Annotated in this window: 20 protein-coding genes and 1 riboswitch; of the genes, 7 read left to right on the top strand and 13 right to left on the bottom strand. The window is 47.4% G+C overall.

What is annotated here, in order from left to right; translation table 11 throughout:
- Nucleotides 1-202: 202 nt before the first annotated feature.
- The 8 genes from ASF99_RS15660 to pta all read right to left on the bottom strand — a co-directional run bounded on the left by ASF99_RS15660 (nt 203) and on the right by pta (nt 9,266).
- A complete protein-coding gene (locus ASF99_RS15660) occupies nt 203-646 on the bottom strand; it encodes a GDYXXLXY domain-containing protein (RefSeq protein ID WP_047391952.1) in 444 nt (147 codons plus the stop codon).
- A complete protein-coding gene (locus ASF99_RS15655; protein ID WP_055969923.1) occupies nt 643-1,830 on the bottom strand; it encodes a DUF2157 domain-containing protein in 1,188 nt (395 codons plus the stop codon). The genes ASF99_RS15660 and ASF99_RS15655 overlap by 4 nt, the downstream gene beginning before the upstream one ends.
- Before the next feature lie 168 nt (nt 1,831-1,998).
- Complete coding sequence (locus ASF99_RS15650) at nt 1,999-3,978, bottom strand: methyl-accepting chemotaxis protein (RefSeq protein WP_035399193.1); 1,980 nt, start codon at nt 3,976-3,978, stop codon at nt 1,999-2,001.
- 155 nt (nt 3,979-4,133) lie between these two features.
- Nucleotides 4,134-4,433, bottom strand: coding sequence for a rhodanese-like domain-containing protein (locus tag ASF99_RS15645; RefSeq protein ID WP_023466762.1), 300 nt, complete (start codon nt 4,431-4,433; stop codon nt 4,134-4,136).
- Nucleotides 4,434-4,553: 120 nt separating this feature from the next.
- Nucleotides 4,554-5,930, bottom strand: a complete 1,377-nt coding sequence (locus ASF99_RS15640; protein WP_050677311.1) for an amino acid permease — start codon at nt 5,928-5,930, stop codon at nt 4,554-4,556.
- 221 nt (nt 5,931-6,151) lie between these two features.
- On the bottom strand, nt 6,152-7,453 hold the full coding sequence (locus tag ASF99_RS15635) for a nucleobase:cation symporter-2 family protein (protein ID WP_055969920.1): 1,302 nt from the start codon (nt 7,451-7,453) through the stop codon (nt 6,152-6,154).
- Nucleotides 7,450-8,034, bottom strand: a complete 585-nt coding sequence (locus ASF99_RS15630; protein ID WP_023466757.1) for a xanthine phosphoribosyltransferase — start codon at nt 8,032-8,034, stop codon at nt 7,450-7,452. Before ASF99_RS15630 ends, ASF99_RS15635 begins: the two co-directional genes overlap by 4 nt.
- Nucleotides 8,035-8,109: 75 nt before the next feature.
- A riboswitch (purine riboswitch) is annotated at nt 8,110-8,209 on the bottom strand.
- Between the two features lie 70 nt (nt 8,210-8,279).
- Nucleotides 8,280-9,266, bottom strand: a complete 987-nt coding sequence (pta, locus tag ASF99_RS15625; protein WP_055969917.1) for a phosphate acetyltransferase — start codon at nt 9,264-9,266, stop codon at nt 8,280-8,282.
- 345 nt (nt 9,267-9,611) lie between these two features.
- Between pta and hemQ the strand changes: the two genes are divergently transcribed.
- Both hemQ and ASF99_RS17490 read left to right on the top strand, forming a co-directional pair.
- Nucleotides 9,612-10,388 (top strand): hydrogen peroxide-dependent heme synthase, encoded by a 777-nt coding sequence (gene hemQ, locus ASF99_RS15620; protein ID WP_055969914.1) that lies wholly within the window; start codon nt 9,612-9,614, stop codon nt 10,386-10,388.
- A gap of 103 nt (nt 10,389-10,491) precedes the next feature.
- Complete coding sequence (locus ASF99_RS17490; protein WP_023466754.1) at nt 10,492-10,641, top strand: hypothetical protein; 150 nt, start codon at nt 10,492-10,494, stop codon at nt 10,639-10,641.
- A 98-nt stretch (nt 10,642-10,739) separates the two neighbouring features.
- On the opposite strand, the gene ASF99_RS15615 is transcribed toward ASF99_RS17490, so the two are convergent.
- A complete protein-coding gene (locus ASF99_RS15615) occupies nt 10,740-11,108 on the bottom strand; it encodes a DUF423 domain-containing protein (RefSeq protein ID WP_023466753.1) in 369 nt (122 codons plus the stop codon).
- Between the two features lie 2 nt (nt 11,109-11,110).
- Entirely contained in the window at nt 11,111-11,716 is a 606-nt protein-coding gene (locus ASF99_RS15610) for a trimeric intracellular cation channel family protein (protein WP_023466752.1), read from the bottom strand.
- 165 nt (nt 11,717-11,881) lie between these two features.
- On the opposite strand from ASF99_RS15610, the gene ASF99_RS15605 reads away from it, so the two are divergent.
- The 4 genes from ASF99_RS15605 to ASF99_RS15590 all read left to right on the top strand — a co-directional run bounded on the left by ASF99_RS15605 (nt 11,882) and on the right by ASF99_RS15590 (nt 16,331).
- Nucleotides 11,882-13,510, top strand: coding sequence for an ABC1 kinase family protein (locus ASF99_RS15605; RefSeq protein WP_050677314.1), 1,629 nt, complete (start codon nt 11,882-11,884; stop codon nt 13,508-13,510).
- 156 nt (nt 13,511-13,666) lie between these two features.
- Nucleotides 13,667-14,518, top strand: coding sequence for a GRP family sugar transporter (locus tag ASF99_RS15600; RefSeq protein WP_200934669.1), 852 nt, complete (start codon nt 13,667-13,669; stop codon nt 14,516-14,518).
- A 17-nt stretch (nt 14,519-14,535) separates the two neighbouring features.
- Nucleotides 14,536-15,321 carry an SDR family oxidoreductase gene (locus tag ASF99_RS15595; RefSeq protein WP_023466749.1) on the top strand — a complete coding sequence of 262 codons (786 nt, stop codon included), beginning with the start codon at nt 14,536-14,538 and terminating at the stop codon, nt 15,319-15,321.
- A 32-nt stretch (nt 15,322-15,353) separates the two neighbouring features.
- A complete protein-coding gene (locus tag ASF99_RS15590) occupies nt 15,354-16,331 on the top strand; it encodes a cation diffusion facilitator family transporter (RefSeq protein WP_023466748.1) in 978 nt (325 codons plus the stop codon).
- Nucleotides 16,332-16,372: 41 nt separating this feature from the next.
- Here ASF99_RS15590 and ASF99_RS15585 read toward each other — a convergent pair whose 3' ends face one another.
- From ASF99_RS15585 to ASF99_RS15575, 3 genes are all read right to left on the bottom strand, one after another.
- Entirely contained in the window at nt 16,373-17,083 is a 711-nt protein-coding gene (locus tag ASF99_RS15585) for a thermonuclease family protein (protein WP_235515960.1), read from the bottom strand.
- Nucleotides 17,084-17,158: 75 nt separating this feature from the next.
- Nucleotides 17,159-17,809: an SDR family NAD(P)-dependent oxidoreductase gene (locus tag ASF99_RS15580; protein WP_055969908.1), complete on the bottom strand. Its 651-nt coding sequence runs from the start codon at nt 17,807-17,809 to the stop codon at nt 17,159-17,161.
- A gap of 60 nt (nt 17,810-17,869) precedes the next feature.
- The gene (locus tag ASF99_RS15575) at nt 17,870-18,136 is read right to left on the bottom strand and encodes a DUF5327 family protein (RefSeq protein WP_023466745.1); all 267 of its coding nucleotides are present in this window, start codon (nt 18,134-18,136) and stop codon (nt 17,870-17,872) included.
- Between the two features lie 57 nt (nt 18,137-18,193).
- Between ASF99_RS15575 and ASF99_RS15570 the strand changes: the two genes are divergently transcribed.
- Entirely contained in the window at nt 18,194-19,162 is a 969-nt protein-coding gene (locus ASF99_RS15570) for a Gfo/Idh/MocA family oxidoreductase (protein WP_023466744.1), read from the top strand.
- Nucleotides 19,163-19,182 lie beyond the last annotated feature (20 nt).

Raw genomic sequence — 19,182 nt, 5'->3', positions numbered from 1 at the left:
GGTCGGTTCTACTGATGAACACGGTTCACGTTCTTCCGACTGCTCCGGGACCATCTTCAAATGACGAAATCGTCTCATTTCCAGCAACAGAGACTCTCTATCGATTTCTGATCACTTTACTCTTCCCGTCTACGCATGCAGATTTAGTTGTCTGAAAATTTAAATTAATAGTGCAACCGTTTCATTCCTGAAGCAAGGTTTTTTACTCAGAAATTTTTAAATTCGTCGTCCGGATCGTTCCCCATGGTGACACATCCGCACGGACTTCCAGTGCTTTTGCTTTTTCATATTGTTTTCCGCTTCCCTGTTCGACATAATACTGCGTCAACTGTGGAATCGACACGTATTGATCGTAATAGTCGCCAGCAACACTTCCGAAGAATCGTTCATTCGAAATCCGGTCGATTTGAGCATAACCAGAAGCATCTGTCTTGAAGCTGACATAAACACGCCCATTTTGAATCGTCGGACCTGGTTTTAAATCCGGATACTGAAGCATCACGTATTCACCGTAAACGGGATCAAACGGATCAAACGGCTCTGCCCGAAAACGGTACGATGTTCCGAACCAGGAGGTCGCAAAAAAGCTGACGATCAACAGACCAACGGCGCACGTCTGCAATACGGGCATTAAATAGCGCTTCATGACGTCGCACCTCCTCTACGGCGTAACCACCATAAGACACCGGACAATAGGAAGATGAGGAGCGCACCGATGAGGAAAAACAAAGACATGTTCAAACGATCCCACGCATAGATGACGTATATCGCGAGTTGAACGAGAATGAAATAGAGGAAGGCTGGCCAGACGACCGCATGACGACGTTCTTGATACAACAGATACAGTAGCGCGGATAGTTCAACGAGGATGGCGAGTAGAATGGCCTGTTCATCAAGCCACAGGACTCCAACGAATCCAAGCGGAACGATAAACAATAAGGAGCGACGTTTTTGATAGAGGAAAATTCCTAACCCAATGGATACGATAGCTAGCAGAATCGCTTCTGTCATAGATGGTAATGCGGCATTTGATTCCGCACGTACAGACAGATAGACGATCGAACTGATGGCAGCAACGACCAGATAGACCATTTCGACGATCCGACGATTGGACTCCTCACGAACAAGCCAGAGAACTGGAACGAGTAAAAATAGCGTCCAGACCGGCCACAGGAATCCGTCATATGATACAAGGAGAAACAAGGAGAGACCACTGAAGAAGAGAAACAGCCAGCTAAACAAAAGCGATGGCAGACGTTGGCTGAAGTAAAACCAACTGAACGACAGCACGACCATCAGACCGAACGATGTCCAGTCGAGATAACTCGCCTGCTCCTGACCAAAACCACCGAGACTCGTAAAGATCGTCCATCCGGAAAGGAAGGCGACGACACCGTATGCTTCATGACGCCAAAGCACATAGTGCGCTAACGCGGCGACAAACACACACCATCCGAGTAATGATCCTTCCATCGGCAAGTGGAAACTTTGAACAACGACGAGAATCGAGGCGCCAAACGCTAGGATTCCACCGATTCGGAAGACAATCGGATGCAACATACTCCGACGTTCCGAAAGATCCGCCATGACGTAACAGCTCCACATGAGTGCTACGACAAGTCCGATTTTCCATCCGATCGGCATGACTTGCCAGTTAGCGGCTAAAAAGCTGAACACAGCCAATACGACGAACGTACCCCCTACAATCAACAAGAGCGGTAGACGTTGTTTTTCCTTACGATTGTTCTCATAATCGATGATTCGTTTGACGGTTGCTTCGTCCAAAAGCCCCGCTTCACTCCACTCTCTCATCTTGCGTAACTGCTTCATCGCACCCACCTCCTTCGAAGTGTTTAGATATTTATTAAATTCCCGATTTAGTACCATCTCAAGCCCGGATTCACAAGGATTCCAAGCTATTTGTTCAGTTCGTCACAGAATGGTGACAGACGAAAAAAGCAAGGAAGACTAGCTTCCTTGCTTTTTATAATCGATGGCTTAAACACGGAAACGGGCAACGAGCACCTGTAATTCTTCCGCCATATCGGATAATGCTTTGGCTGATTGCGAAATCTCTTCCATCGCACTCAACTGTTCTTCTGTCGTCGCTGCGACTTGTTTCGACGCCGATGAATTCTCTTGCGCGATATGTGCGATTTCGGTTGCAGAGGCAGAAACCTCTTGAACGTTCGCTGCGATTTCCTCGACAGTTGCCGTCACATCTTCAATCCGCGGTGTCATCTCTTGCGTCCGTTCGAGAATCTTCTGGAATCGTTCTGCTGATGCTTCTGTCGTCGATAAACCGGCTTTCGTCTGTCCTGATACTTCTTTCATCATCGTGACTGACTGATCTGTCTCCTGCTTGATGTTTTGAATCAGCTGTGCAATCTGCTTCGTTGAATCCTGTGACTGCTCTGCTAGTTTACGCACTTCACTTGCGACGACGGCGAACCCTTTTCCGTTTTCGCCTGCCCGTGCTGCTTCAATCGCCGCGTTCAGTGCCAATAAATTCGTTTGTTCGGCAATGCCGTTGATGACATCGACGATTTTCCCGATTTCATTCGAACGATGTGCGAGTGAGCTGATGACACCACCGAAGTTTTGAACGGAGGCATCGATTTCTTTCATCTGCTGGACGTTCTGTAGTACAGCAACCGTTCCGTTCTCGGCTTCTGTTGCCGTTGAACGTGATAGCTCTGACACATCGGTTGAGCTCTCAGCAATTCGCATGATGCCCGCTGTAATCGACTGGAGCGAAACAGCATTTGCATCGAGTTGACGTTTCGATTGATCCGCCCCTGCTGCGACCTGTTGAATCGATCCCGCAATTTGTTCCGATGCGGACGTCGTCTGGGCAGAGTTCGCCATTAATTCCTGCGACGAGCCAGCCACTTGTGTGATCGACTGGTCGAGATTGATGATGATCGAGCGGAGTGAATCGACCATGACGTTAAAGCTTTGCGCGACCTGTCCGACCTCATCGTTTGATTCAACGATGACGGGTTCCGTCAAATCACCAGATTGAATCCGTTCTGCCCCACGTGTCAAATGACCGAGTGGGCGTAAGATCGAGCGAAGGATGAAGTAAATGAAGACGGCTGCGACGAGTAACATTCCGCCGATGACAGCAAGCGTTGTCCACAGAATACTCGACGTCGCATCGGTGATTTCATGATCGTACAGGGTTCCGGCAACCTTCCACTTCGTTAAATCGTTCGTCATGAAGTCCATCTGTTTACCTTCATTTTCGAATTCATACGAAAATTGTCCGGCTGGGTCATCGTAGAGTGGCGCAACCCAGTTCCCTGTTGCCTTTTCACCTGGTTTTAGCGTCGGGTGCGTAACGAACTTCTTATTCGAATCGAGAATCGTCACATAACCCTCTTTACCAATTTTAATCTTTTTCGCGATTTCCGCGATGCGGTCGACATCGACATCAATCGCCACGACACCTCTTCCGTTTCCGGTCGTTTGTGACAATGTCACCATCATCTTGTTCGAGGCAGCATCGACGTAAGGATCGGTGATGACGACTTTTCCACCGGCTGCTTCAGCCGATTGGTACCACGAGCGCTCACGTGGGTCATAATCCTCGGGCATGACTTGTTCCGGGAAAATGTTCATATCCCCTTCTGTCGTCGCGAAATAGATGTTCGCCGCTTGCGGATGCATGTCGAGATATTCCGTCATTTTTTCCTTCAACGCTGCATTTTGTTTTCCTTTTTGATAGAGCGTCCCGTCAATTCGGTCCGCAAAAAAGGCGACATCGCGTCGCATCGGATCAATGATATTCTGAATCTCATCGTTCATTCGATCGACTCCACCATGTGCCGATTGTAGAATTTGCTCCGTCATCGATTGTTTCGCCTGATTGTAGGCGACGAATCCGATCACGAGCGCTGGAATTACTAATAATAGAATCGATGTCAGAATTAATTTTTGTTTGATACTCATCGTTCGTTTGATCTTTTGTTCCATGTGTCACTCCATTCTCGAGTGCAAGGACCCGCTATTCTACCTTCTTTATCGGAAGAATAACGAAAAATGTTCATAGAGAAATCGATAATCGTTCATTGATTCACATGAAAAAAAGACGACTCTCATGGAGTCGTCTTCCTTGGTAACGCTTCCTCTTATGCTTCTTGATCGCCCTTCCAGTTCATCATGCCGCCTTCGACGTTGACGATGTCGTATCCATATTGCTCGAGGAAACGACCGACGTTTTCGCTTCGCGCGCCCGCTTTACAGATTAAGTAGTAGGTTTCACCTTCTTGCAGCTCCGTATAGCGTTCACCGATTTCAGACATCGGAAGGAAGCGGACGTTCGGAATATGTCCTGCATCGTATTCATCCTGCTCCCGGACATCAACGACGTGTAACGCCTCGCCTGCCTCTAATCGCTCTTGTAACTCGTCTACATGAATCGTTTTCATTTCGTATGACCTCCTGTATGGTTCTGCCGTAAGTGTAGCAAATTCATCATCAAAACAAAACGAAACCGTTTGATACGAAGTGATGAAAAAGCGGACCCGTTTGCGGATCCGCCCATCTCATTATTCTCCTGATGCTCGACGCGTCGATTGACGTGTTTCCTTATGCATTCCCCGTGCATAATAGACGGCAATCAAAATCGCGTACCACAGTGGTCCAACGACCAGAGCGATGCGTGTACTTGCGTCAAATGCCATCAAGACGATGACACCAGCAAGTGCCGCAAGGGCGATATAGTTGGCAACCGGGAAGAACGGAACAGCAAATTCTGCTGAACCATGTACCTTCCGCGCCCGCATTTGTGCGATCAGAATCATTGCCCACGTCCAGACGGCACCGAACGTTGCGATACTCGTAACGATTGCAAAAACATCTTCCGGTAAGAAGTAGTTCAAAGCGACACCGACGAGCAAGGCGACACCTGAAAGAATCGTCGCCAGTGCTGGAACACCGTTTTTCGAGATTTTCGAGAAACGACGTGGTGCTTCACTGTTCTCGGATAAGTTCATCATCATCCGGGCTGTTGAGAAGATACCCGAGTTACATGACGAAAGTGCTGCCGTTAAGACAACGAAGTTGATGATGCCGGCTGCTGCCGGAATACCTAGCGATTGAAATAGTAATACGAAAGGACTACTATTGTTCGCACCGACTTGATCCCACGGATAAATCGATAAAATGACGAAGAGCGCTCCGATATAGAATACTAAGATCCGAAGGAAGACGTTATTGACGGCTTTTCGAATCGTTTTCTTCGGATTCTTCGCTTCCCCTGCTGTGACCCCAATCACTTCAATTCCTAAGAACGCAAACATGACCATCTGCATGGCAAGGAGTACTCCACCGAATCCGTTCGGTAAGAATCCACCATGTGACCACAGGTTCGAAATCCCAACCGGTGTGCCGCCGTTTCCAAGACCAATGACAATCGTCAAGGTCCCTAAGATGATCATGGCGACGATCGCGACGATTTTAATCAACGCAAACCAAAATTCGAATTCACCATAAAATTTAACAGCAATGAAGTTGATGCTTGTCATCAAGACAAGTGCTGCTAGTGCCCATACCCACCCCTGAGAATCCGGGAACCATACTTTCATGTAAATACCGACTGCTGTGATTTCCGCCATACACGTAAAAATCCAGAGTAACCAATAATTCCAACCTGTTAAAAAGCCAGCTAATGGACTGACATACTTCCGGGCATACTCCGCAAAACTACCAGCCACCGGCTCCCGCACTGCAAGCTCCCCAAGTGCTCGCATGATAATGAAAATGATGACACCACCAATCAGATAACCAAGTAAGATCCCTGGTCCTGCTAATTGGATCGCTTTTGCTGACCCTAGGAAGAGTCCGACACCGATTGCCGCCCCCAGCGACATCAGTGTAATATGACGTTCTTCCAGTCCCCGATTCAACTCTGTCTGTTGTTTCATTTTTACGACGTCCTTCCCGTCTCTGTTTGTTTCTTAGCAGTTCCCCGTACCGCTACGTTGTCAGTATAAAGAAGATGTGTCGATTTTGTAAACGTTTTCAATGTATATTTCTTACCAAATCCACATACTCGGAATATTCTGATTACGTTAGCGGTATAAAAAAAGGAACCTCCTGCTACTATGTAGTATACAGGATGGCTCCTTTCTGAAAGTTACAATTGTTATTCAACTTTAGCAAGTGGTACATCCGGTGACTCCGACTTACTCGTCAATCGGAAGATTCCATTTAGCAATAATGCCGTTAGTGACCCTGCGACGATCGGGCTATCCGTCAAGACACGGATTTGTGACGGGAGACCGGCTACGATCTCAGGATTCATACTGATTCCTAGACCAATTCCGAGGGCAAGTGCCACCGTGATGACGTGTTCATTCTTCGAGAAATCGACCCGCGACAGAATACGAATCCCGCTCGCTGCGACCATTCCGAACATGATCAACATCGCCCCACCTAGGACAGGTTTTGGAATCAACGTCGTGAACGTCGCCACTTTTGGTAAGAAGCCGAGCAAGATTAAAAATCCGCCCGCAAACAGAATGACTTTACGTGTCTTCACGCCAGTCAACTGAACTAGACCGACGTTTTGGCTATAGGTCGTATACGGGAAACTATTAAAGATACCGCCAACGATCGTCGCGACACCCTCTGCCCGGTAGCCACGTGCTAGGTCTTTATCCGTCAAACGGCGATCCGTGATCTCACCAAGTGTCAAGAACACACCTGTCGATTCGACCATCGAGACGAGACCAACCAGCGTCATCGTCAAGATCGCCGTCGCATTGAATGTCGGAACACCGAAGTAGAACGGCGTCACCATTTGGAACCATGACGCTTCCGCCACCGGACTGAAGTCGATCATCCCCATGCCAAACGCAACGAGTGTACTGATCATCACAGCAATCAAGACGGCTGCTGCTTTTGAAAAGACCGTGCCGTAGCGATTCAAGATTAAAATCAAGACGATCGTTAGTCCGGCGAGTCCAAGATAACGTGCGTCACCAAAGTCCTTCACCCCTTGTCCGCCCCCGATATCGTTGATTGCAGCCGGAATCAAGGAAATCCCAATGATCGTCACGACAGAACCAAGGACGACTGGCGGGAACAGGACTGCAATCTTACTAAACCAGCCTGAGATGACGAGAATGATCAACCCACTCGCAATTAAAGCACCATAAATCGCCGTAATCCCTTGAAGACTACCGATCGCGATCATCGGACCGACTGCGGTGAAGGTACAACCGAGGACGACAGGAAGACCGACGCCTGTATATTTCGTGACGAGCACTTGTAGTAAGGTCGCTACGCCACACATGAAGAGATCAATCGCCACTAAATAAGCAAGTTCTTCTCCCGACAATCCGATCGCACTCCCGACGATCAGCGGAACTACAGCTGCTCCTGTGTACATCGCAAGCACATGCTGAAGTCCGAGACTAGCGGCTTTGAAGTTCGATAGTCTCATACGGTCACCGAGTCAACGAACGTCGCTTTTCCATCCTTCAATGACTCCACACGAGCGAGTGACTCGACGCGGAACCCGGCTTCGATTAACTTTTGACGTCCCGGTTGGAACGACTTTTCAATGACGATTCCAAAACCAGCAACTTCCGCACCTGCCTGCTCAACGAGGCGAGCGAGACCAAATGCCGCTTCTCCGTTCGCGAGGAAATCGTCGATGATCAGAACTCGTTCACCCGGTTGTAGGTATTTTTCTGCAACCGTAATCGTACTCGTCTGTTGTTTCGTAAACGAGAAGACTTCAGCTGAAATCGTTCCTTCATTCAAGGTGACGGATTTCGTCTTACGGGCATAGACCATTGGTACCCCTAAACGGAGCGCCGTCATCATTGCCGGGGCAATACCACCTGCTTCGATCGTCAAAATCCGCGTGATACCGGCATCTTGGAAGCGATCCATGAACTCATAGGCGATTTCCCACATCAAGGTCGGGTCGACCTGGTGGTTTAAAAAGGCATCCACTTTCAATACTTGATCCGATAATACGATTCCCTCTTGATTAATCATGTCGTGTAGACGTTTCATACATGCATTCTCCTCTTTAAAAACGAAAAAACGTACAGCCGCTACCCGGGGGCAGCCACTGTACGCCAAAAAAGAGAGCAGTAACTCACCACCCGTAGTCGGACCGTTACGGCGATCCGGTAGAGACTCGTGGGCCAATTCCCACTATTATACGAGCGTTGCTATACGTTTACGTTTCGTGATTTTCGTGATGTGTACCATTGTACGGGGTTTAGCGAAAAAGTAAAGACTTTTTCACACCATGCTTAGGCTTGGCGTTCTTCGACTGCTTGCGCTGCCGTGATGATCGCGAGTTTGTAGACATCCTCTTCGTTACAACCGCGTGAAAGATCGTTGACCGGTTTGTTCAACCCTTGAAGGATCGGACCGATTGCTTCGAATCCACCAAGACGTTGTGCGATTTTGTAGCCAATGTTTCCAGCTTCAAGACTTGGGAAGATGAAGACGTTCGCTTGACCGGCGACATCTGATTCTGGTGCTTTTGATTTCGCGACGCTTGGAACGAATGCTGCATCGAATTGGAGTTCGCCATCGATCGCAAGTTCTGGTGCACGTTCTTTAGCAATGCGAGTTGCTTCAACGACACGCTCTGTCTCTGGTGATTTTGCTGAACCTTTTGTTGAGAAGCTGAGCAATGCCACTTTCGGATCGATCCCGAATGTTTTCGCTGTTTTCGCAGATGCGATCGCGTTCTCTGCTAGATCGTTCGCATCTGGTGCGATGTTGATTGCGCAGTCTGCGAAGACGTATTGCTCATCGTCACGTACCATGATGAAGACGCCTGATGTTTTTTTATAGCCTTCTTGCATTTTGATGATTTGAAGTGCTGGACGAACTGTATCGCCTGTTGCGTGCATCGCACCCGATACAAGACCTTCTGCTTGTCCTGTGTGAACGAGCATCGTACCGAACGTGTTCACGTCTTTTAAGATGACAGCACGTGCTTGCTCTTCTGTTGCTTTCCCTTTACGACGCTCAACGAACGATGCGACGAGCTCATCAATTCCAGCATAAGAAGCAGGATCGATCGTATCAAGTCCCGTGACATCGATTCCGTTCGCTGCTGCTGTTTCTTCGATTTGTACACGTGGTCCGATGACGATCGGTGTGACGAGACCGTCTTTCTTCAAACGGACAGCTGCGCCAAGAACACGCGCGTCAATTCCTTCTGGGAAGACGATTTTCGGTTGGTGCGCTTTAATCTTTTGTTCTAACATATCGAATAATTGCATGAGTTTCTCTCCTTTTTAGGTAAACACGACGTCGTCGATTTGATCCATTTTCTTTTCCATCGTTTATTATACACAGTTCTCAATCGTTGTTAAAACAATTTGCAAAAAAGTTATCTAACAAAAGCACTGAAGCCATATTCACCGACTATTACAGTCATTTTCAAGAATGGTACAGAGACTATTTCCAAGCAACGTAATCTCCACTTCCCCTTTTACCCACTCTCTGCTTTTTTCATGTGTTACGATCTCATGGACAAAGACCTTTTCGGGCGAAGAGTTTCAGTAGAATGTGATAAGATAAGATATGGAAAAAGACAATTTATTTCAGACTCAGGAGGTCATCCCATGCAACACCAAACATCTGAACCGACTGCTACGCAACAAGCCGCTGAAACACTCGACGGCTGGTATACATTACATGATTTCCGCCGGATCGATTGGTCACGCTTGAAACAAGTCGACGCGACAGAACGCGCGCGCATGATTGAAGAGTTCCAAGCCTTCCTCTCAGAGCTTTCTGGTGTCGAAGCGACAAAAGACGGAAGCCATGCACTTTACACGATCATCGGTCAAAAAGCCGATCTCGTCTTGATGGTTCTTCGTCCAACGATGGAACAAATCCAAGACGTCGAAGTCAAAATGCAAAAACTCGATCTCTATGATTACTTGATCCCGACGTATTCTTACGTTTCTGTCGTCGAACTCGGTACGTACCGTGGTTCAGGCGAAGGAAACCCATACGAGAACCCTTACGTGCGTGATCGTCTCTATCCAATCTTGCCGCAAGCGAAGCACATCTGCTTCTACCCGATGAGCAAGTCGCGTCGCGATGGCGACAACTGGTACACGCTCTCAATGGAGAAACGTAAAGAGCTCATGTATCGTCACGGTATGATCGGTCGGAGTTATGCTGGGAAAATTCAGCAAATCATCGGTGGATCAACTGGATTTGACGATTGGGAATGGGGCGTCACGCTCTTCTCAGACGACATTCTCCAGTTCAAGAAAATCGTCTATGAAATGCGTTTTGACGAAGTCAGCGCGAAGTACGGTGAGTTTGGTGAGTTCTTCATCGGGAACCGTCTCGAAAGTGAACAATTAAGTACTCATTTTGCACTTTAATGTGTTGAATGACGTTTGATTGAAATATCTCATGGGAATATACTCCTTGCGTCTACAAAACAGGCTATAAAATAGTAGGTTGATTACGTAAGGAGGAATTACCATGGGGAATGCTATGAACCGATCGACACGATCGCGTGAATTGCAATTCGCTGTGCTTTCAAAAGAGCTGAAACCGGTTGCAGATCGCGTACTGGATCGCTATGAGCAAGCATTATCGAAGCTAAACAAAACACAAACGACAAAACGATGAACTCGTTTTGATACTTACGCCTACTCCATCGCGAGTAGGCGTTTTTCATACAAAAAAAAGACCGTTCTTCTCCATAACGGAAGAAAAACGGTCAATCCTCATAGTCCTTTGTAGGCACCAATTGCGACAAAGATCCATGCTGCGATGAACAAGACGCCACCGATTGGTGTGATGGCACCCAGTTTCGTTACATTCGTCAATGCCATGACGTACAGACTACCCGAGAAGAAGACGATTCCAGCAAGCATCAGCCATGCAGCTAATGACCATTGCGGGATCGATGCTTTTAATAAGAGTCCCCCGAGTGCTAGGATACCGAGCGAGTGTACCATCTGGTAAAGTACGCCTGTCTGCCAGTTCGCGAGCATCCGTTCCGTCAACATATCTTTTAAGGCGTGTGCACCGAATGCACCTAGTGCGACCGATAACATCATCGAGATCGCGCCAATCATAATGAAAACTTTCATGCTTATTCTCCCCCTAACCGTCGTGCTGGTAAATTCCATTCATAATAATACGATAGCATACGTAAAACGGTGATGAGTCCGAGCAATGTGAACAAATGTAGAGGATTCGTCAATTGGAAACGATCAATCACAAGTGCTGCCATGACGGCCCACATCGCATAGATCTCTTTATGCAAGACGAGTGGTTTCCGACCAGCGAGTAAATCGCGAATCACTCCACCACCAACACCAGTCAGTACAGCAGCTGAAATCGTCGCTGACAACGGCAGTCCTTTTGCTGTCGCCATCAAGGCACCTTGAATCGCAAACGCAGACAACCCGAGCGCATCCGCAAGGACGCCCCAACGTGTCCAGTGCGGCAAGAACAACTGGGGTAACATGAAGATCAACAACGCAACGAGAATCGCGACTAAAAAGAGACCACCTTGTGACCAGAGAGCAGATACCGGTACACCAATCAGTAAATTACGAATGGCACCACCGCCGAATGCTGTGATCAAAGCAAGTAACCAGACACCGAATAAATCATATTTTTCTTCCATCGCGACGATTGCTCCACTCATCGCAAAAGCGACCGTGCCGATGATATTCAATAAGTCCCAGGACATGCGCACATTTCACCTTTCTACAAAGAAATTCCAATACTTACTATACTCTCTTTTTAGTTTCCGTAAAGCATTAATTTTCTGTCACCGTTTCGACCGTTTGCGAGTGACGTTTTTAGGTAAAGTAACCTATACTGAAACAAACTGTACAGGAAGCTAGGTGACCGTATGAAACGTTGGGCGCTTTATCGCATCGTCGTCATCGTGACGATGTTCGCACGTTACATCTTTACGATCTATCGATTCACCCGGAAAAACCGGCCAGGTACGAACAACGAAGAGTTTGAGCGCATCATGATCCGGATTGCGCGTGACTATAAGAAAAAAGCATTACGGTTAGAAGGATTATTGATCAAGCTCGGTCAGTTCTTATCGATTCGAGCCGATCTGTTTCCGCCATCCGTTTTGATGGAACTGACCGAACTGGTCGATAAAGTTCCTTCAAGTAAACTTGGAGAGTCACGTAAGATCATCGAAGAGGATTGGGGTATGCCGATTGAAGAGATCATCTCGGACATCAGTCCCCGTCCTGTCGCTTCTGCCTCGATTGGTGAGGTGTACAGCGGAACCTTAAAATCAAACGGTAAAAAAGTCGCAATCAAAGTTCAGCGACCGAACATCGAACAAATCATCAAAACCGATTTCCGTGCCATGCGCATCGTCATCGCCATGTTACGCCGGACTTCGTTAAACAAATCGACTGATTTACAAAGTCTATATCGCCAAATGGTCTTCGTCATCGGTGATGAATTGAATTACCGAACTGAATTAAAAAATGGTCTCTACTTTAAAAAGATGTATGAGACGAATCCTGTCATCTATATCCCGAGCTATTATGAAGAACATTGTACGAATCGTGTTCTCGTCATGGAATGGATTGACGGGACACGTATCACCGATCTCGATTATTTAGCGGAACATCAGATTAATCGTGACGAACTGGCACGTAATCTATTCTTGAACGCTGGTGAACAACTACTGTTCGGCGGGAAATTTCACGCCGACCCACACCCGGGCAACGTCCTCGTTCAGTCCAACGGCAAAATCGTCTTGCTTGATTTTGGGATGATTGGAGCGACGACGCCCGATGACATGCGAGCGATTCAACGAATCCTCCAATCCTTCGTCACATTAGATTATGATGCAATCGTCGATGGTCTCGAGGATTTACGATTCCTGTTGCCGAATGCGAATAAGCAAAACATCCGACAAGCGATTGAAAAAGCGGTCACGTTCTATCTCGAGAGTGATATGGAAAACGTCGATACGAAACTGATTGAGAAGGTCTTATCCGATATCGAATTACTCGTCCGAAACGAACCGATTCAGCTACCTGCCGAGTTTGCTTTCTTCGGTCGTGCTGCCTCGACGATTCTTGGGATTCTTCAGATTCTTTCACCGCAAATCAACCTGCTCGAATTAGCCAAACCCATGGTTCGACGTTGGCTCGATGACGAAGGAAAAAACCAAAATCGTTATCTCCAGATTGCCGGATCTTACGGTGCGCGATTGCTCGCCTTCCCGCGTCTTGTTAACGATGCCTTAAGCGAACCGACACGTTGGCGGATCATGGAGCAACAAAAGTTCTCTCGTGTCGCGAACATCGAGTCACTCAAAATCCGGCAGTGGACGAGTTCACTCGTCGGGATCATCAGTCTGCCTTTTAGTTATCTCGGCTATTATTTTACGCAGTACGACGTCATGGGCATTTCCTTGACGATCGCCGTCATCGCTTTATGGAATGGTCGACGGATCGGACGACAAATTGTCCGGATCGCCGATGAACCGTTCCGTTAAACCGTTCCGTTAAATAGAACGACAATATGCGTCCACTTCGGTGGACGTTTTTTTTATTTCAGAATAATTCCTCTTCGCGCTTCGAGGTTTTTCCTCGCGTCTCGTGGGGTACAGCTTCAAGTAGAGAGATAACAGTAAGGAGAGGTGAAACACTTGATTGATATTTTAATTGCCATCGTTCCTGCATTAATGTGGGGATCGTTGCCGCTCGTCGTCTCGAAAATCGGAGGTTCAACGGCGCAACAAATTATCGGTACGACTCTGGGTGCATTGCTTTTCGCGATCGTCACCTTCTTTTTTGTCAGCCCAGAGATGTCGACGACTGCTTGGGTTGCCGGATTCTTTTCTGGTGCATTCTGGGCGCTCGGTCAAAAAAATCAATTTGCCGCATTCCGTCAAATGGGTGTATCAAAGACGATGCCAATCTCAACAGGGATGCAACTCGTCGGAACATCGTTGTTTGGTGTTCTCGCTTTTGGAGAGTGGTCAACGACAACTGCGTTGATTCTCGGAATCAGTGCCCTTGTATTGATCATTGCCGGAGCAGCTTTCACATCTTACAAGGAAGATAAGAGTAAACAAGATGAGAATATCGGAAAAGGACTGACGCTCCTCCTCATCTCTACTGTCGGATATGTTGGCTACGTCGTCATTGCCCGTTGGTTCGATATCAACGGTTGGGAAGCTGTCTTACCACAAGCTGTCGGGATGGTCGTGAGTGCCATTCTTCTTTCTTTACGAGAAGGAGATCTCTTCACGAAAAAAACAGCCGGCAATACTATCGGTGGACTCATGTGGGCTGTCGGGAACGTCGCTTTACTGTTTGCCACAGCAAAAGTCGGGGTCGCAACGAGCTTCTCCTTATCTCAAACAGGGGTCGTCATCTCAACGATTGGTGGCGTACTCTTACTAAAAGAAACGAAGACAAAGAAAGAAATGACATTCGTCATCATCGGTTGTATTTTAGTCGTTGCTGGCGGGATCATGATTGGATTTACGAAACAATAATGAAGGAGTGAAGCATCATGTATGAAAGTTTAAAGGGAAAAGTAGCCATCGTAACAGGTGGATCAATGGGAATCGGTGAAGCCATCGTTCGCCGTTATGCAGAGGAAGGTATGCGTGTCGTCATCAACTATCGCAGTCATCCGGAAGAAGCGAAGAAAATCGCTGAATCGATTCAAGATAAAGGCGGCGAAGCTATTACAATTCAAGGAGATGTCTCGAAAGAAGACGATATGATCAACCTTGTCAAAGAGACTGTCGCTCACTTTGGTCAGTTGGATGTTTTCGTCAACAACGCAGGGATTGAAATGCCTTCAGCCTCCCATGAGATGTCACTCGAAGACTGGCAAAAAGTCATCGACGTCAACTTAACAGGTGCATTCCTCGGTGCGCGTGAAGCTCTGAAGTACTTCGTCGAACACGATGTTAAAGGTAGCATCATCAACATGTCGAGTGTTCATGAAATCATTCCATGGCCAACGTTCGTCCACTACGCTGCAAGTAAAGGTGGCGTTAAATTAATGACACAAACCCTTGCGATGGAATATGCACCAAAAGGAATTCGGGTCAATGCGATTGGACCTGGTGCGATTAATACACCGATCAACGCTGAAAAATTCGAAGATCCGGAACAACGAAAAGAAGTCGAGAGTATGATTCCAATGGGCAATATCGGAAAACCTGAGGAAATTTCAGCCGTTGCCGCATGGCTTGCGTCGGACGAAGCGAGTTATGTCACTGGTATCACACTCTTTGCGGACGGCGGAATGACACTTTATCCATCGTTCCAAGCAGGACGCGGTTAACCTATTTTGAATAGACAAGGAGAGAACCGCTCATGGCCACTTTTTTCTCATTGATCCGTCGCGGCAATAAGTCAGCACTTGCTGCTGCAATCGTCAACACGATCATTGCTATCATCAAGTTCGTCGCTTATATCTTGACTGGGAACGTTGCAATGTTTGCTGAAATGATGCATACGATCGGTGACGCGGCGAATCAATTTTTCGTCTATATCGGTTCTGCTCTAAGTAAAAAAGCACCAACGAAGCGATTCCCGAACGGATTCGGTCGCCTTGTTAACCTCGTGTTACTTGCTGCAATCATCGTCGTTGCGTTGCTTGCGTATGAGACGATTCGTGAAGGAATCTTGCATATCACACATGGTCCTGGCGAAGAGACGACTGGGCTTTGGATCATTTTGACGGCACTTGGAATTGGTGTTGTCCTCGAAGTCGGCGTCTTTTATAAAGCGATGATCGAGATTGCTCATGAAACCGGGCTTAAGTCTAGAGGGCTGACACTAGTTGGTCAAAGCTTCACCCATCTTGGGCAGGCAAAACCAGCTACACGTCTTGTCTTCATGGAAGATCTTGTTGCGACTCTCGGTGGTATCATCGCGATCATTGCCGTTCTGATTTCGCATTACACATCGTTTTATCAAGCAGAGGGCATTGCATCGATTTTGATTGGTCTGATGATGTTCTACGTCGTCTATAATGTCTTTATTCAAAATGCTGCCGGTGCGCTCGGTGAGATTGATGAAGTACTGACTGCTAAAATCGGTGAAATCCTATTACGTGATGAAGCGGTTCGTGATATTGAAAAGCTTGAAGTCATTAAGGAAGGGGATCACTTCCATGTCGAGACAGAGATTGAAGTGGATCCTAACTTAACGATTGCCCAAGCGGACGACATCAAGGACCGGCTTGAACTTCAAATCCGAATTCTTAAAGGAATCACCGATGTCACGATTTCCTTTGATGAAGATGATAAAGTACAGCAGTATCAATCCCCCTCACCACCTGTAGAGTAAACAAAAAGCCATCGATTCCGATGGCTTTTTGTGTGCATTCATTAGCGTGCAGCGCGGACAAATCCGGCTTCTTCTGCTTCTTTTTCCGTACAAAACTGTTGCTCTGGCTTCACTTCATCGTAGGACTGACCTCCCGGTACATGGTAGATTTTTTTACCCGACCGATTGATGTTGCCTTTGATTTCGCAGGATTTCGTTTCTGTAATCGCTTGAGCGTCGAAGCCACGATTCGTGACGTAGCCATCGTGCTCCCAAATCTTTTTCTTCGCCTGCTTGGCTCCCTGTTCGATCTGTTCGAACATATCGACATAACGTGTGTCCGGCTCATAGACGAATGCTACACGTGCGAGTCCTTTTCGGAGTAACTCCTGATTCAACATCTTATCGCCGTACCAGACGTATGCGAGTAATCTTCCGTATCGATCGGTCCGGGAATGATCACGCTCCAACCGAATTGCTGTCCCGCTCGGTAAGGTCTCTTTCGTAAACGCTGAAGCTTCCGTTCCATACGGTTGAACCGGTGTATCCGGTTTGACGGTTTCTGGTGTATCGACAAGGAGTAGACGAACGTCCTCCGTTTTCCCATCCGCCAACTTCACTTTTAACGTATCCCCATCGATGACGCGTTCGACCGTCGCCTTCGTGATTTTTTCGTCGTCCGGTTGCTTGATGCCAAGCAAATCGGTTTCTTCTGGTGCACAACCGATGAGAACGAATAAAAAAAGTAGACTCATCATTGCATATCGTCTCACTTCTGTTTCGCTCCTTTCCATGAAAATACGGATTCGGTCAAAGCCCGAACCCGCATACGCTATCTTGTTTATTCGTTAGTCTGCTGAAAGAACCGTTTCAACTTCATTTCGGTTAGTATAAAGTTGATAGAACGCTTCCGCTACATTTTTCGGATCAAGTGCCGTTCCACGCTTCACTTCCCCGGCAATCGTGACAGTTCCGACGTAGACACCGTCTTCCTTCAACGTATCATGTAACATATGCGTCACTTGGCGAACGCCTGCCTTCCCGATTGAAAGCCCTGGTAACGATTTGATCGCTTGCATCGCAGCGCCGCCTCCAGTAATCAGGATAACGCCGTCTTTTCGTTCCTGCATCGACGGAGCAACGAGTTGTGCGGCATGCAGTGCACCGAGTACGTCGATTTCGAACTCTTTCATAATCTGTTCTGCCGAAACTTCGAGGACAGACGCTTGATGTAAAATCGAAGCATTGTAGACTAAGACATCGACTTGTCCGTATTGCTCCTCTGTCCATTCGATGAGTGATGCGATATCGGCTTTTCGAGAAGCATCACATTCCACTCCAACCGCTTCCACGCCCGCTTCTTTTAGTTCCGTGATGACGGCTGCGAGTGTTTCTTGCGTCCGCGCCGCACAAACGACTTGAAAGCCTTCTTTTCCGAATCGTTTACTGATTTCATATCCGTTTCCTGGCCCTGCTCCGATGACGATTACTGTTTTCATGACGTATCTCCCCTTCTCATTTCAACTGTGATGGTTATTCCCTGAATCGCGTCATTTCATTCAAAAATCGAGCAATGAAGTGCCTTTTTCTTCTTTCTCCTGCGAAACACCCATGAAACGCGCTAACATCGGATCGACTGTTGGTGTTGCCTGAGGTGTTGACGTAGGTAGCGATATCGTTGAACTTGATGTCGCCTCAGATTCAAGTAATAGTTCACAGTACGTTTTCATTGATGCAATCTGCTCTTTCTGCGCGGCTCCTGTCGTTTGCTCAATGCGTTGCATCGCTTGACGCATCTTTTCGATGATGTGTTGTTCCGTAATCATCTTGTATTCCTCCTTATGGTAGATTGAGGGTATGAACTTGAAAAGGATGTGTTTTCCATGATTCGTACCGCTTTAGTTGGTTTTGGTATTGCCGGTGAACATTTACATGCTCCTTATTTACACGCACCTGATTATCAGTTAGTCGCTGTTCAGTCGAGTCGTCCGGAAGCAGTCGCTGCTTATGACGCGACGCTACCTGTTTATTCGACACTTGAAGCCCTGCTCGCTAAAGAACAAATCGATTTAGTCGTCATCGCGACAGCAAATGAACGACATTATCCACTTGCGCGCCTCGCTTTGCTATCGGGCTGTGATGTACTCGTCGAGAAACCATTCACTGTCACGTTTGAAGAAGCCGAAACGTTGACGGAACTAGCACGTGTACACGATCGGTTACTGACAGTTTATCATAATCGTCGGTATACGAAGGACTTTCGAACGCTGATGACCTTACTCGAATCCGGACGTCTCGGCACGCTCCAAACGTTCGAAGCGCATTATGATCGCTATCGTCCAGACGTTGAGGATCGTTGGCGCGAACAGGACGTACCCGGTGCTGGTCTCTTGTACGATCTTGGATCACACTTGATCGATCAAGCACTCGTCGCCTTCAATGCAGTACCAGATCGCGTCTTTTGTGATCAAACGATCCAACGGCAAGGTGGGATCGTTGATGACTATACACATTTGATTTTAGCATTCGGCACGCGACGCGCTATTTTGCACATCGGTTCCATCGTTCCGGCTGTTGGTCCTTCGCTAATGGTACACGGGACAAAGGCTAGCTATTTCGTCGATGAAGTCGATACGAAACGAGCGACGTATCAATTGGCTGAAGCAAACGGTCCCCTTGAAGACTTTCCTTTTGTCTCCGGGCAATTTGGGGATTATTATACAGATCTCGCCCCAGCCATTCGACAGCGAACAACACCACCTGTTTCTCCGAAACAGGCTGAACTCGTCATGAAAATCATTGATCGTGCTCAAAAGAGTGCAAAATCGGGTACATGGATAGAAGTAGACTAACTATCCATTCAGACGAACAG

This window comes from Exiguobacterium sp. Leaf187, from assembly GCF_001423925.1.
Classification (GTDB): domain Bacteria; phylum Bacillota; class Bacilli; order Exiguobacteriales; family Exiguobacteriaceae; genus Exiguobacterium_A; species Exiguobacterium_A indicum.
The sequence above is the reverse complement of the archived record's forward strand: the minus strand, read 5'-3'. Positions and strand labels throughout refer to the sequence as shown.